The organism is Tunturiibacter empetritectus (assembly GCF_013410875.1).
In the GTDB taxonomy this organism is placed as follows: domain Bacteria; phylum Acidobacteriota; class Terriglobia; order Terriglobales; family Acidobacteriaceae; genus Edaphobacter; species Edaphobacter empetritectus.
This window is the reverse complement of sequence record NZ_JACCCU010000002.1, coordinates 1,188,559-1,202,661: the sequence shown is the minus strand read 5'-3', so window position 1 is coordinate 1,202,661 and position 14,103 is coordinate 1,188,559. Positions and strand designations below refer to the sequence as shown.

The window sequence follows — 14,103 nt, the reverse complement described above, 5'->3', positions numbered from 1 at the left end:
TACCCACGATTACTGCAGGGTGATTTCACCCATGTCGATCTTCACCAGAAGGGGCTCGGGCACGAGTTGGTAGTCCCCTTCATAGGCGTAGATCCGGCGTTTGGTCGGGAAGATGATCCCACCCACGTCCCGATAGTCAGAGGCATAGTTCAGACCGGTTGCTCCACCGAGAATGTCCACCGTGTAGTCGTGGCGCCTGATCAAGCCATCCGGGCCGAAGCATGAAATCTGTTCTCGCGTGTGGCTCTTGATGTTGTCCGGAAAGGTGACCTTCAAACGACGCCACTTCTCCCCACTCACATCTATGGACGCAATCTCCTCGGTCACAAATCCCGGTTGCGTGTAGAGAAACGGAGTATTCAGGTAGGTCCAAAGTGCCTCGCCCTGGAAGTAGGCAACGTGCAAGTCATCCCACGGAGTTTCACGGGCCTGACCATCGAACGACTTCTCGGGATCCTCACGCTCAAGAAGCACAGTGCCATCCCGCTTCTCCATCACCAGTCGCTCCGGTGTGAAGAGAAAGCGTTTATCCTGGCCTGGAAAGTCTGTGGTCATCCGTTCTTTTTTGGTGTCCACAGTCATCACCACGTCCTTCAGGTAATCACCCTGGCTCTTCACAAACCAGATCGCCCCGGTGAGCGAGGCTGCAACGGTAACGCAGCTAATCTCGTTCCAACGCTTGAGACCTCCGTGTGCGTGCATTGCTTTCTGCAAAAGATCATTCATTTTCAGCTCCTGGCTTGTCTTGGTGCTGTTGCGTGCTGCGCGAGTGAGTGGAGCCGGTGTTAGACGGCTGAGGGTTGGGGTGCTTCAAGCTGCTCATTGAAGCTTGAGACGAAGACTGCCTCGTTGGGGCCGGCTTGGTCGCGTAGGAACTTCGCATGGGGAACCATGATCTCGTTCGCCTCTGTTGCAAGAGCCGCCATCGTGCCTTTCAGAAACTCGTCGAGCGGCATCGCGCGTGGCTCTTCGCTGCTGTTGAGCAGGTCGGTGCGGACCCAGGGAGGAATGACTTCCAGAACTCGAACCGGAGTGTGGCGTAACTCAAATCGGAGGGACTGCGCATAGGAGTGGAGCGCTGCCTTGGTGGATGAATAGACTGCTGTCATCGCCATGGGGGTGAAGCCAAGGACCGACGAGACGATCAGCACCGCAGCGGACTCTTGCTTTTTGAGGTGGTCGATCAAGGCACCTGTGCTCCGTATCGGCCCCATCAGATTGGTCGCAATGGTTGACGTGACCAGGTCATCGTCTACCAGGGCCGAAGCGTCGTCGATCAGCATGATTCCTGCATTGTTGATGAGCACATTCAGGGTGGGGTATTTGGCAATGAGTTGCTCGGCAGCCCGGCGTATGCTCTCTGGATCAGTCACATCTAATTCAACTGAGTCCATTCCGGGATTGGCTTCCAGGGTCTTCTCCAGATGACCCTGGCGACGACCAGAGATGATTACCTTGTTGCCCAGACGGTGAAGAGCCTCGGCAAGTCCACGCCCGATACCAGAGCCGCCTCCAGTGATAAGAATTACGTTCCCTTCAGTTTTCATGGTTCTCCTTTGTTCTCTGTGATTTGGTCTGGCTGGTGGTGCCTACGCGAAAGAGGCACCGAACATCGGTAGCCCGCTCTTGGATTCAAGTTCTGTTGCTTCGTCCTGGATGACATCCCAGTGTTCGACCAACACCCCTTCATCAAGGCGTACGATGTCGGCTACGATCCAATTCCTGGGCAGTCCGTGACCGGAAAACCGGCCATGCAAGATCACGAAGTCGCCCTCGGCCAAGGCGACATGATTCTCATATCGCAGCGTTTCCGGAAGGGCTCTGGTCAGACCGAGTAAGCCGTCACGTCCAGGGCCAATGTGCGCGCTGTGCTGGATGTAGTTAGGCGACCAGAAGCGCTCCGCAGCTTCGTAGTCCCGCTTGTTGAAAAGGGCGTCGAAGGCTTCGAGAACAGTTGCCTTATTCTTAGCGGGAGTAGCGAGGGTCATGATTGCTCCTTAATAACCACCGTTGTTTCTGAAGATGACGCTTGGTAGATCATGTCGATCATGGTGTGCATGGCCACAGCGTCCGAGAAGTCTCGGCCTGTCTTGCCTCCATGCACCCGATCCCGAGCAAACGCCTCATAAAGATGAGCCAAGTCCTGGACGCTGGCATCAAGTTCCGTTGGCGGGAGGAGGCTGAGATGATTGGGTGTGGGCAACTCTCTCCAGGTCTGTCCCTCGCCCTGCGCTCCTCGAATCAGGTCGTTGTGTTTTGTAACGAACGCCTTCTCATTTGTGATCTGGAGGTCGCCGTCTGTGCCGGTGAGATCGATTTGAAGTCCTGTTTGATTGCGCTTCCCACCCTCAAGCTGGATCTGAAACATAGCGCCGTTCTGAAGCGTACCCATGACCATCACGCCGTCAGGCGTCTCATTGGGGAACGACTCTCCCGTACTGCTTATCAGCTTAGGAAATTGTGTTCGGACAAGGGAGGTCATCGTGGCGGGCTGGCCTGCCGCGTTAAACAGCATGTCCATAAAGTGACCGCCATAGATTGAGAGCACATGGGAGAAGTTCTTTGCTGGAATTGTCCAGTCGAGCGATGCCGATCGTACTGGCCCAAAACCCGCCATGCTGACGTGCATACGAACCGAACGGAGTTGACCTACGTAGCCTTCTGAAAGAAGTTCGTGGAGATGGAGGGAACTAGATCCAACGGTCCGCTGAAGTCCCACGAGATGCCGAACACCGCGCTGCTCCGCAAGCTGCAAAAGCTCTTCCGAGTCTTTCGTGTTGGTCGTGAGCGGCCACTCGCAATAGACATCCTTCCCCGCCAGAATGGCAGCTTTAACCGCTAAAGCGTGTTCTGGTGCCGGGGAAAGTACCGCGACCAGGTCCACCTCAGCGTCGTTTACAAGTTGGTGCATGTCGCCGTAGCTACGAGGAATATCGTATGTTTTTCCGATTTCCCTGGCCTTCTCCAGGCTCCTACTTGAGACGGCGACAATATCGTATTCCGGCAACAATCTGAGCGCGGGAACATGCCCATATCGTGCCCAGTTGCCGACCCCGACCAGACCTATCCGGATTCTGCGTTCTTCCGCCATGTCGTACCTCGTGAATGCGTGTCCTAGTAGCGAAAGCGATCTGCGTACGTCTTGGCAAAATCGGCGAGAAATCGAGGCGCGCGGCCTGTCAGCCCAGGAAAGTTGTCAAAGGTGGCATCTGCACCGATGTCCTTGCCATTAGTAAAATCGGTATAGCTGTCGAATACGCACTTCATGTATGCAGGCTCGGCCCCTGCAGCAAGCACGTTCCGAAGAAACTCGGATGGCGGCTGCGGCTCGTACGAAAAGGGCTGCCCCAAAACTTCCGTAAAGACCTCCGCAAGTTCGTAGTAGGTCTTTGCCTCATACCCCATGCGGTAGGTCTTACCGGCATGAGGCTCAGGCCGCGCGAGGCAAACCGCTGCGACGGCTGCAACGTCGTCGCAATCGACCCAACTTAGTCGTGCGCCTCCAACGTAATGTTTGATCACGCCCTTTTGCACGTAGCTTTCGCCTCCATATCCGAGCAGATTCTGCATGAAGATCTCGGGGCGCAAGTGCGTGAAAGTGATGCCGGACCACTCGATGTACCGCTCGATGAACTGGTGCCAGCCGTAATGAGCGACACGCGTGTCGTCGTCACCGCTAGCACCCAAATGAACAATCTGTTGAACCCCGCCCCGCTTGGCGCTGTTCACCAGGTCCTTGCTTTGGCGGAGCATGTCTATCGTGTAGCCGGTTGCCATGAAGATGCGATCGATGTTTTCTAGGGCCGGGGCAAACGTCTCAATTCTGTCGAGATCAAACTCCACAACCTCCACCCCTAGGTGTTCTGCCCTTGCCGGATTACGAGCTGCTGCAACGACTTCGACGCCCTGGTTGGCTACAAGCAGCGGCACCAGAGCACCGCCAACCTGCCCTGTCGCTCCCAGTACCAGCACTCTTGCTTTCGTATTCATAGGACCCTTTCGGAGACAAAGAATGGGCAGGAAGCCGCCATCCCCTCAAGGAGGCGGCTTGCCGCTGGATGAGGAGAGTTAGGAACGGCTAGTTGTCGATCGCCTCGGCTGCGAGAGCGATAAGGTTCGCCACAGCCTCTGGCTTGGACATAAACGGACAATGGCTGGAGGGAACGGTGCGGATAGTAGCGTTCATGCGCTTGGCAAGGAACTCCTGGGCTGGTGGCGGAATCATCTGATCCTCAGTACAGACGAGGTACCAGGAGGGAAGTGTCTTCCATGCTGAAACCGCTTCCTTTCCGCCAAAAGCCGCAAGCGCCAGAGGTTTCTGTACTGCGGCCATCACAGCGGCCTCATCCGCAGTGGCATCCCCCGCGAACGACTTATGGAAAGTCTCACGATTGATCCAGAGGAATCCGTGAGCGTCGGGCTGAATGGAGGAAGACCCCGGAGAAGGAGGGCCCTGGTTAGCGAGCGACTCAAGGCTCTCGCCTTCATCGAGAGCGAACGCCGTAATGTACACCAGAGCTTTGACCTGCGGGGTTGCCGTGGCTGCGCCGGTGATAACTGCGCCTCCATAGGAATGCCCGACCAGTACAGTAGGTTCGGATTGCTCAGAAAGTAACCGCCGAGTCACATCGATGTCGTTCTCAAGGGATGTGAGCGGGATCTGAGCTGCCGTCACGTTATAGCCCTTTGCCTGAAGCAAGAGAATAACCTTGCTCCAGCATGAACCATCCGCCCATGCTCCGTGTACCAGCACGATGTTTTCTTTTTTGCTCATGACAGCCTCCAGGGTTCAGTGTTGTGAGATCGAATTCTCGTGTCATCAAACACCGCTTAGACAGCTACAGCCTGCGCATAGACGGGGTAATCGGTGTAGCCGACCTCATCAAAGGTGTAGAAGGTTGAGCGATCGTAGGGCGTCAGCTCCAGATGCTCGGCAATACGTTGAGGCAGGTCAGGGTTGGAGAGAAAGTGACGGCCGAAGGCCACTGCGTCGAGAGTTCCGGTTGAAACTACTTGCTCTGCGGTGTCGGGCTCGAAGCCTCCAGCGGCAATCATTTTTCCGTTGAAGAATGGGCGAAGGCGTTCTGCTGCAAGCCCTCCGCTCGCTTTCACATCTTCGCTACCGGATACCCTCGGCTCGATCAGATGGAGATAGGCAAGTCCGAAATGATTCAACTCTGTCGCAACATGAGCGAAAAGGGCATCCGGGTTGCTATCCGACATGCTATTCCAGGTTCCGTAAGGACCAATACGGACGGCTACGCGATCTGCTCCCCAAACAGAGGCGAGGGCGTGTACGATTTCAGAGAGCAGGCGCACACGGTTCTCCAGAGACCCGCCGTACTCGTCAGTCCGCTTGTTGCTCCCATCCTGCAAAAACTGGTCGACGAGGTAGCCGTTAGCGGCATGGAGTTCAACTCCCTCGAATCCAGCGGCCATTGCGCGTTTCGCCGCTTCACGGTAATCCGCAACGATGCCGGCTATCTCTTCCAAGGCCAATGCCCGATGCGGAGAGGGCTGAACCCAGCCACCGGGGATGGATACAAGATGATTCGAATTTTCCCAGTATGTTGGATCGACAGAAGCCGACACAGGGGTCGCACCACCCGTCATCGCGGTGTGAGACGAGCGCCCACTATGCCAGAGCTGCGCGAACATATGGCCGCCCTTGGCATGAACGGCAGACACGATCTTCTTCCATCCCTCGACCTGCTGATCGGAGTAGAGGCCCGGGGCTCCGAGCCAACCACGGCTGGTCAACGAAATGTTCGTCGCCTCCGTGATAATGAGTCCGCCGTCCGATGCACGTTGTTCGTAATACTCACGCATCAGATCACCCGGGACGGAATCAGGCTGAACTGAACGGGAGCGGGTAAGAGGCGCCATGATGACGCGGTGCTTCAATCGCAGAGCCCCGAGTGCCGTGGGTGTGAAAAGAGCGTTGCTAGCCTTCATCAGTCTGTCTCCTCTTTGCGTTCTAAAAGTCGTGGCCTGTAAACGTGCACTTTCAGTTGCAAGCCTAGGTGCAAATATCTATGTGGCAAAGACCAGATTGGGCCGCTTAACGTGGGCCCTTTCGGGCTAATATTTCGCTTAGCCGTGGTCTCAGTACAAATCCATGTCTGAAGCTTTGCGGATTGCCTACCGGCGGGAGACGGTCACTCTTCGACGCCCGAACCACAGTGCGTCAAGCGAATAGGCACCGGGTCCCAGCAACAGAACGGCTATGAGAAGTAGCACTCCGAGAACGCAGCAGGGAAGGCCCCTGAACCCTGTCTCCCACTCGACGGTCATCTGCAAAGCTAATGCCGCTGCACAAGCAAACGGTGTCATCAGCCCCGCGACTAGTAAGCCCGCGACCGGCCAAAGGATGAAAAAAACCCAATTCGGGACCGTTCCTCCAACGCAGAGAGCGTAACCTACTACCATCGCTGTTGCGCAAACACGCAAGAGAATCAATCCGGCACCCGGCGGTCCAGCCGGAAACATCGTGAACAGTCTCTGCACCTTTAGAGTTCAGCAGATTTTGCCTACGGCTTGAAGACCCTAAATGAAGGGACGATCGTAGCCATTTTGAGCCCCTATCGACAGCACCAAATAGAGAGTACTGTTCTTGCATCTCCGTCTCTAAAGGATCGAATTGCGTTCTTTCTCCGTTAGCCTGAAGTTTGCGGTTTGTCGACAGTGGCGCGGTCTCGCTGCTTGCCTCGACCTTCGTTGTCTTAGGCGCAGCTTCTCATGCGTTACGCAGTCCGAGCTGGATGCATCGCGTGGTTGGTAAAAAACTGTCTATCGGGGCTCAGCCCAATGTCTGACCCACAGCCAATCCGGGTTCTCGTTGTTGACGATCATCCGATGATGAGAGCCGGGCTGCGCGGCGAAATTGACGCTCAAATAGATATGCATGTTGTTGCCGAGGCATCAGACGGCAGGGAAGCGATTGAACTGTTCCATATACATCGTCCTGATGTCACGCTTATGGATGTGCGTATGCCGGGGCTAGGCGGGATCGAAGCAATTGAGATCTTGCGAAAGGATTTCCCGTATGCGCGATTTGTAATTCTTACGACGGCAGCCGGAGATGTTGTTGCGCTTCGAGCATTCAAGGCCGGTGCGGTGGGCTACCTGCTGAAGAACCTGTTGCGCACCGAACTAATCGATACGATTCGCGTAGTTCACTCAGGACGTCGAAGAATCCCGCCAGACGTTGCTCGGGAGATGGCAGAACACGCTGCAGATGACTCCTTGTCGTCGAGAGAAATCGATGTGCTCCGTTCTATTTCTCAAGGCCAAGCTAACAAGATCATCGCATCGGAGCTTGGTATCTCTGAGAACACAGTCAAAAACCACGTGAAGAGCATTCTTTCGAAGTTGGACGCCAACGATCGCACCGATGCCGCGATCATTGCAATTCGCCGTGGTTACATCGAGATGTAAGACTCGGTGGCTCTATTGAGCCATCTGCTTATGGTCGGATTGAGACTGTCGAAATGGACGGACCTGCCTTACCTTCAGCACAGGATGGGATGCAGCACACGAGAACACGCCGTGATGTAGGTCCTCCACAGTGAAAGGGACACCCTCATGAACTTACGACGTAATCTCCTTGCGGCATTCCTGTGCGCTCCACTCGTTTCTCTTACCGTCCCCGTTACCGGCCTGTCGCAGGTGCCATCCAAAGAGCCAATCAAGAACGTGGTTCTGGTGCATGGAGCATGGGCAGATGGCTCAAGCTGGCTGAAGATCCTCCCGCTTCTTGAGGCAGAGGGTTTGCACGTCGTCTGTGCTCAGATCCCACTCACCTCCTTTGCAGATGATGTTGCAGCCACAAAGCGGATCATTGATGCGCAGGAGGGTCCTGTGCTGCTTGTCGGCCACTCCTACGGAGGAGCGGTCATCACGGAAGCTGGCAACGACCCCAAGGTGGCTGGACTCGTCTACGTCGCCGCCTTCGCTCCAGATCAGGGAGAATCAGCCGGTAGCCTCGGGAAACCCTACGGAGCAACGCCGGGCGTAGGCGAGCTTCGCCCGTTGGCGGATGGGTTTCTGGTGCTCACAGAAAAAGGCATCCTGGAAGATTTTGCGCCCGATGTTGCTCTCGAAGACCGTACATTGATGATTGCTACCCAGGTTCCAACGCAAGGTGCTGCCTTGGGAGCCCCCATCACAACTGCTGCCTGGCGTACAAAGCCATCTTGGTTTGTCGTAGCCGCAAATGATCGAATGATCGCACCGGAACAAGAACGAGTGACGGCTAAGAGGATGAATGCTAAAACTTTGATTCTCTCGACAAGTCACGTTCCGATGATCTCAAAACCACATGAAGTAGCCGACTTCATCACTAACGCGGCATCAGCGAAGTCCAATCCGACTCCTCCAGGTACCCTGTAGGAAGTCCTGTTTTCAAACAGGAGGGGAAGCGCCTTATGCCTTAGACAGAGGCGCACCCTTCGAATCACCTCCAAGTTAATCACTCGAACCAGGAGCATGGCAATGCTAATTGGTACAGATCCGATTGAAGCTGAAATCGTTTATCTGCAGTCGAGGATTTGCACCTTGGAGCAATGCATCTGTGAGTTGCTGGTGAAGAATGAACTCCTGCGATCAACCCTCTCCCGCGGTGCTTTTCTGAGCTGGGTTAATAGGCCGCAAAGCTAAAGCTTCGCTGGATCTGTCGAGTGATCCTGTTTTATAGGGGGTCGTGGTCGTCGTGCCGTACGTAATGTGGGAACCGCCATACTCCGGCTTCCAAAGACTGCCTCCCTGAAAATAGCGATTCATGCTGCTCAGCTTTCCAGCCTCCGCTCGGGCTTCCTTTTGACCCGCTGTAGCTGACCGAATCGCGCGGTCTGCACCAGAACCATTCTGTATAGTCGGTGGAGAAAGGCTAATCGCCGAGATGTGCCAACCCTAACGGGCAATCCTCACCTTCCGTCAAATTTGCTTCATCTGTCTCTTGTACTCGCTTAGCCATTAGTGACTGTTCAGCAAAGGGTTGGAGGAGGATAGATGGCGATAAGGAACTTCTTGCCTGCAAGATAATGTATGAAGATCATTTCGCATCTCCGGCAAATAGCGGGCCGAAGCATAGGAAACTGTCTATGTTGTATCGTTGTGCTGCTTTGCGCGCAGATTGTGCAGGCGGAATATCCAGATTCAAGTGAGTATCCCCTCCGGAATAAGTACATTCGCTCTGAATTGACCGTTGAGCAAGGTTTACCCGATAACGTCGTGAATGCGATCGCACAGACCGAAAATGGGTTGTTGTGGATCGGAACGGGTACCGGCCTTGCAAGTTTTGATGGTGTTGCGTTTCATCCGCTTCGACTCAAGCTCGAGGGGTCTGCATCTGCAGGCGCGGTTAATGCTCTTCTCCGGGCTTCTAACGGAGATCTATGGGTTGGCACTGACGCGGGTGCGACAGTTCTTCCTAAGGCTTCTCAAGACCACATCGATCCAGGCACGTTAAAATTACTTCGTACGGCGGCAGGGGTCTCAGAGGACGCCCAAATCATCTTTGAAGCTCGGAATAGAGATATTTTAGTTGGAGGCAAGCACGGACTTTATCTGTATTCCGGGAAGGTGCTGGTTCCAGTTCTGGAGAACGTATACGTCAACAGGATCAGCCAAGCGGCTGACGGACACCTTTACATCGTAACAAGCGATGGATTAATTGAAGTTGCGGGAAAGAACAGGATCCCGGCTACCGTGACGGCCAAGCAACTTGGGGTTCAACCTGACCAGGTCTTTGAAGTTCACCAAGGGAGCGATGGTACCGTTTGGTACGGCACGCATGCCGGCATTAGGCGCCAGTCTAATGGTCTAGTCTCGTCACTGACACCAAGCCACGTGGGAAATACGGCGACGAACCACATCTATGAGGATCCCCAAGGCCACATATGGGTCGGCACCGGGATCGGCTTGTATCTGGTCACCGGAGATCGATTAGAGAATCTGGATACTCTAGACCTTCCCCGGTCAATCTATGTCACCGAATCTGGCGATGTGTGGTTGGGAACGAATGGAAACGGGCTTTGGCACTACAAACCACGAGCAATCCGCGTTTATACCAGGAAGGATGGGTTGCCGAACGATCAGCCGATGGCCCTTCTTGCGCGTCCTGATGGACAGCTATTTGTCGGGAGCAACTGCGGCTTCTCTATCTTCGACGGGAAGCGTTTTCGCAAGTACTTCGAGAAGGACGGTCTCACCAATACCTGTGTCTGGTCTCTTGCACAAGACTCTAAAGACAATGTGTGGATCGGGACGTATGGAGGTGGGCTGTTCAAATTCACGAACGGGCACTTCACTCAATTCTCCAAGGCCGACGGACTCCCTGATACGGTGGTCACGAAGATTCTGGTTGCGCACGATGATTCGTTATGGATTGCGACTCCTAATGGCGTTAGCCACATGCAAGGCAAGAAATTTCACAACTACGGACGTGCGGAAGGCTTGTCCAGTGATCACGTGCTCGACATCCACGAGGATAAGGCAGATACAATCTGGATCGCTTCGCCACAGGGTATCGATCACTTGGTCAAAGAGCGCTTTCAGCGCCTTGACCTGACCTTGGCCACAGGTGATGGATCTCCCTCTCGGTTCGTCGAGGATGGAAGGAGCAACCTTTATATTGCTGGCGCTAGATACGGATTGAGCAGGCTGGTAAATGGTCAGCTCAAAACGATCTTCGACAATCTGAACGTGAACGGGATGATCGAACTGCCTGACTCTCAGCTCTGGTGTAGTAGCCGGTACGGCATCTATAGGTTGCCTGTCGAATCGATTACGAAACGATTGACTAGCCCTGAGTCACCGCTTGATTATCGCTGGATAAATACCAGTGATGGCCTTCTTTCAAGCCAAACAAGCGTGGGATCTCCGAACATCGTTCGGACTGCGGACGGCAAAGTCTGGGTAGCTACCGTGAAAGGCCTGGCCGAGCTTGATGTGACCAAATGGCCTAAGGCAACACAAAATCCCATCATCTTTATTCCAGGAATCACTATCGAAGGCATTGACGTTCCTGTGGGTCAAAGTCTCACGCTGTCGCCGGGAGCACACCGCACTGAGATCACAATGGCGGCTGTGGACCTTGATGCACCGGATACTATTCGCATGCAGTACCGTCTCGAGGGCGTCGACTCAAGATGGCAAAATACAACCGCTTCTCGGGCCGCCGTCTACACAACGATCCCACCAGGTACACATCGATTCTTGGTGCGTTCGACGAACAGTGATGGCGTCTGGGGAAAATCTGACTTCGCTTATGACGTGCAGCAACAAGCATTCCTCTATGAACGTTTGTGGTTTCGCCTGCTCCTGGTAGGCATGGCGCTTTTTGCAATCAGTGCTCTGTATCTCTTCCGCGTAAACATCCTTGTAAACCAGGCGCGATTGGTACTTGAGGAACGAATGCGGGAACGCGAGAGAATTGCGCGAGATCTTCACGATACGTTCTTCCAAGGGATACAAGGCCTTTTGCTTCGCTTCAACACTGGGACCACACACCTCAGGCAAGACGAACCCGCACGGGCCATTTTCGAGGAAGCTTTGCAGCAATCGGATGGCGTGATGCTGGAGGGACGAGAACTCGTGCTCGATCTGCGAAGTCCTACGCGAGATACGTATGATCTCTCCGAGGCCCTCGCCGAAGTGGCACTTTCGTTGCGCAAACTCGGCAATGTCACCTTCCGTTCCATATGCAATGGTTCGATACAGGCTCTCCATCCAATAGTTTTTGAAGAGGCGTACCGCATAGGTAAGGAAGCGCTCACCAACGGATTTCGGCATGCGGAAGCCAGCGAGATGGAGACCGAGATCAATTTTGATAGGAATGAGTTTCGACTTCGTATACGTGATAACGGGATCGGCCTGGACAGAACGACTCTGGGCGATGGCTTCCGCGAAGGGCATTGGGGTTTGCCTGGAATGAGGGAGCGGGCTGCAAAGATCGGCGGCAGGCTGGAAATCTGGAGTAGAACAGGACTTGGAACCGAAATAGAGTTACGGATTCCAGCTTCAGTCGCATACCGCTTAAGACCGCAGATAGTACGAAGTCGTTTAGCGGCTTTCCTTCGACTTGGCTAGCACCTGCCCACTGGGGGCCTTCTGCATCAACTCGTTGGCCGCGGTGTTTCCCTCTACTCTTTAAATCATGCTGCGACGGCCTTGTCGAAGAGCTCGTTTTCGAAACGAAACGGGACCATGACATTTCTAGCGAGCACTGCACATCGACTATACATAAACTGCGTTATCGGACGTAAGTTTTTTGTTATCAATAGTATAGCATTTGTGGATGTATTTCGCCTTTTATTCGCTTATTGTTTGGGCATGGGCGGCGAACGATCCTCCACAACCCGGATGCGGCTGGCAGGAAAGATCTGCTGCTTTTGCGGGCGCTACCTTGACGCAATGCTCTGGCAACCGCCTGGCGAACGAGCCTGCGATTCGTGCGCGGTCCAACGCGCACCTGCCCCAAAGTTTCGCCGCATCCATATGTCCTTCGTTCTTCGAGAGCGATGGCATTGCACTTTCATGGAGGAAGATCTCCGCACTAAGGCCGCTCCCCCTCGTACCTTCACAAACCCGGACAACATGGTCGAGATGATTCGCCGCGGCAACGGATTCCGCGACCTCGCTTCAAAGCAGGCCGTCGAACATGCCATCATGGCTGGACGCGGCAATGTCGATCTCCTGCTGACACCGGAACAGTATGCACGGCTGGTGGGGTAGAAGAATGGTCGATTCTGCGATCAATTGGCTGTTTGTCGATCTCAACTCTTATTTCGCCTCGATCGAACAGGAGCTTTGCCCCGAACTGCGCGGCCAGCCCATCGCGATCGTGCCGATTCGTATTGAAGCTCAGACGGGCTGCTGTATCGCCGTCAGCTACCAGGCCAAGGCTTATGGCGTCCAAACCGGCTTCAGTGTTGCGGACGCCAAGCTGCTCTGCCCGCACATCATCCTGGTCGAGGCTCGCCCGCGCCTATACGTCGAATACCACCACCGCATTGCCGCCGCGATTGAGCACTGCATCCCCATCCAGCAGGTCATGTCCTGCGACGAGTTCGCCTGCCAGCTCCTCGGCCGCGAGCGCACGTTACTACGCGCCACCGCCATAGCCTACGAGATAAAGCGTGAGCTCCGCACGGTCGGCATCACGCTGCGTTGTTCCGTTGGCCTGGCACCCAACCGTCTGCTCGCCAAGATCGCTGGCGACATGCAGAAACCGGACGGCCTTATGATCTTCGAGCGGCGCTACCTTCCACAGGCGCTCTACAGCCTCGAACTAGCCGACATTCCCGGCATCGGAAAGCGCATGGAGCAGCGCATTCTTGCCGAAGGCATTACCACCATGCGCCAACTCTGCACCCTCACACGCGAGCGGATGCACACGATATGGGGAGGCGTCTTAGGTGACCGATTGTGGCTCTGGCTGCGCGGTGAAGATTTTCTTGAACCGCCAGCGCGTCCGCTACAAACTCTTAGCCGTCAGCACATCTTGCCTCCAGACTGCCGAACACCGGATAAGGCCCGTGCCGTGGCGCTCAAACTACTACACTCCACGGCTCGCAAGATGCGCCGCAACGATCTCTGGGCCGGCGGCCTCTCCTTGCAGGTTGGCTTTTATGATCATGTCGCATTCGCCTGCAATGTACGCATCGAGCCATGCCACGATCCATACACGCTGCAGGAGCACTTAATTGCCGTATGGCCGCGCGTTCCCGCCTACACGCCCTCAGACCTATCTGTAACTCTTACCCATCTTGATCTAGCTCCGTCTCCGGACCTCTTCGGCATTGATCCGTTTAACGAGCCGAATGCGAAACAGCGTGTAGTCACAGCCCTCGATACCATCAACGCCCGCTATGGCCTTAATACCGTGTATCTCGGCTCCGTTCATCAGGTCCGCAAGGAAGCACCGACCCGTATTCCTTTCGGCCCACCGCCGCCGTTGGAGGAATTCGACGACACCGCCGATAAATTGCGCACGCCGAGGGGTCCACGCGGCATCCGGGCATCAGATCTTCCCAGAGTGCAGCCGAAAACGCCAACGTCTGGTGGGTCAGTTTGAGTTCCTTCTGTCTGTAGGGGAACACC

The 14,103-nt window shown here is 55.0% G+C and carries 12 protein-coding genes; 5 read left to right on the top strand and 7 right to left on the bottom strand.

All coding sequences use genetic code 11. The features are described 5' to 3' along the window. Positions 1–9: 9 nt before the first annotated feature. From HDF08_RS17385 to HDF08_RS17355, 7 genes are all read right to left on the bottom strand, one after another. Complete coding sequence (locus tag HDF08_RS17385) at positions 10–726, bottom strand: hypothetical protein (RefSeq protein WP_179639837.1); 717 nt, start codon at positions 724–726, stop codon at positions 10–12. Positions 727–785: 59 nt separating this feature from the next. Continuing rightward, the gene (locus HDF08_RS17380) at positions 786–1,547 is read right to left on the bottom strand and encodes an SDR family oxidoreductase (protein ID WP_179639836.1); all 762 of its coding nucleotides are present in this window, start codon (positions 1,545–1,547) and stop codon (positions 786–788) included. Between the two features lie 42 nt (positions 1,548–1,589). Continuing rightward, positions 1,590–1,988 carry a nuclear transport factor 2 family protein gene (locus HDF08_RS17375; RefSeq protein WP_179639835.1) on the bottom strand — a complete coding sequence of 133 codons (399 nt, stop codon included), beginning with the start codon at positions 1,986–1,988 and terminating at the stop codon, positions 1,590–1,592. Next, positions 1,985–3,091 carry a Gfo/Idh/MocA family protein gene (locus HDF08_RS17370; protein WP_179639834.1) on the bottom strand — a complete coding sequence of 369 codons (1,107 nt, stop codon included), beginning with the start codon at positions 3,089–3,091 and terminating at the stop codon, positions 1,985–1,987. Before HDF08_RS17370 ends, HDF08_RS17375 begins: the two co-directional genes overlap by 4 nt. A gap of 23 nt (positions 3,092–3,114) precedes the next feature. Further along, positions 3,115–3,990 (bottom strand): NmrA family NAD(P)-binding protein, encoded by an 876-nt coding sequence (locus tag HDF08_RS17365; RefSeq protein ID WP_179639833.1) that lies wholly within the window; start codon positions 3,988–3,990, stop codon positions 3,115–3,117. A gap of 88 nt (positions 3,991–4,078) precedes the next feature. Then, positions 4,079–4,774 carry an alpha/beta fold hydrolase gene (locus HDF08_RS17360; protein ID WP_179639832.1) on the bottom strand — a complete coding sequence of 232 codons (696 nt, stop codon included), beginning with the start codon at positions 4,772–4,774 and terminating at the stop codon, positions 4,079–4,081. Between the two features lie 56 nt (positions 4,775–4,830). Then, positions 4,831–5,955, bottom strand: a complete 1,125-nt coding sequence (locus tag HDF08_RS17355; protein ID WP_179639831.1) for an alkene reductase — start codon at positions 5,953–5,955, stop codon at positions 4,831–4,833. 852 nt (positions 5,956–6,807) lie between these two features. Between HDF08_RS17355 and HDF08_RS17350 the strand changes: the two genes are divergently transcribed. From HDF08_RS17350 to HDF08_RS17330, 5 genes are all read left to right on the top strand, one after another. Next, positions 6,808–7,437 (top strand): response regulator, encoded by a 630-nt coding sequence (locus tag HDF08_RS17350; RefSeq protein ID WP_179639830.1) that lies wholly within the window; start codon positions 6,808–6,810, stop codon positions 7,435–7,437. A gap of 147 nt (positions 7,438–7,584) precedes the next feature. After that, positions 7,585–8,391 (top strand): alpha/beta hydrolase, encoded by an 807-nt coding sequence (locus HDF08_RS17345; protein ID WP_179639829.1) that lies wholly within the window; start codon positions 7,585–7,587, stop codon positions 8,389–8,391. Between the two features lie 654 nt (positions 8,392–9,045). After that, positions 9,046–12,090 carry a sensor histidine kinase gene (locus HDF08_RS17340; protein ID WP_179639828.1) on the top strand — a complete coding sequence of 1,015 codons (3,045 nt, stop codon included), beginning with the start codon at positions 9,046–9,048 and terminating at the stop codon, positions 12,088–12,090. 447 nt (positions 12,091–12,537) lie between these two features. Beyond that, entirely contained in the window at positions 12,538–12,735 is a 198-nt protein-coding gene (locus HDF08_RS17335) for a hypothetical protein (protein WP_257031199.1), read from the top strand. Positions 12,736–12,739: 4 nt separating this feature from the next. Next, on the top strand, positions 12,740–14,077 hold the full coding sequence (locus HDF08_RS17330; RefSeq protein WP_179639826.1) for a Y-family DNA polymerase: 1,338 nt from the start codon (positions 12,740–12,742) through the stop codon (positions 14,075–14,077). Positions 14,078–14,103 lie beyond the last annotated feature (26 nt).

Coding starts and splice junctions, on each gene's coding strand:
- HDF08_RS17345 (WP_179639829.1), top strand. CDS start 7,585: ATGAACTTACGACGTAATCTCCTTGCGGCATTCCTGTGCGCTCCACTC.
- HDF08_RS17380 (WP_179639836.1), bottom strand. CDS start 1,547: ATGAAAACTGAAGGGAACGTAATTCTTATCACTGGAGGCGGCTCTGGT.
- HDF08_RS17365 (WP_179639833.1), bottom strand. CDS start 3,990: ATGAATACGAAAGCAAGAGTGCTGGTACTGGGAGCGACAGGGCAGGTT.
- HDF08_RS17340 (WP_179639828.1), top strand. CDS start 9,046: ATGAAGATCATTTCGCATCTCCGGCAAATAGCGGGCCGAAGCATAGGA.
- HDF08_RS17330 (WP_179639826.1), top strand. CDS start 12,740: ATGGTCGATTCTGCGATCAATTGGCTGTTTGTCGATCTCAACTCTTAT.
- HDF08_RS17355 (WP_179639831.1), bottom strand. CDS start 5,955: ATGAAGGCTAGCAACGCTCTTTTCACACCCACGGCACTCGGGGCTCTG.
- HDF08_RS17370 (WP_179639834.1), bottom strand. CDS start 3,091: ATGGCGGAAGAACGCAGAATCCGGATAGGTCTGGTCGGGGTCGGCAAC.
- HDF08_RS17375 (WP_179639835.1), bottom strand. CDS start 1,988: ATGACCCTCGCTACTCCCGCTAAGAATAAGGCAACTGTTCTCGAAGCC.
- HDF08_RS17350 (WP_179639830.1), top strand. CDS start 6,808: ATGTCTGACCCACAGCCAATCCGGGTTCTCGTTGTTGACGATCATCCG.
- HDF08_RS17360 (WP_179639832.1), bottom strand. CDS start 4,774: ATGAGCAAAAAAGAAAACATCGTGCTGGTACACGGAGCATGGGCGGAT.
- HDF08_RS17385 (WP_179639837.1), bottom strand. CDS start 726: ATGAATGATCTTTTGCAGAAAGCAATGCACGCACACGGAGGTCTCAAG.
- HDF08_RS17335 (WP_257031199.1), top strand. CDS start 12,538: ATGGAGGAAGATCTCCGCACTAAGGCCGCTCCCCCTCGTACCTTCACA.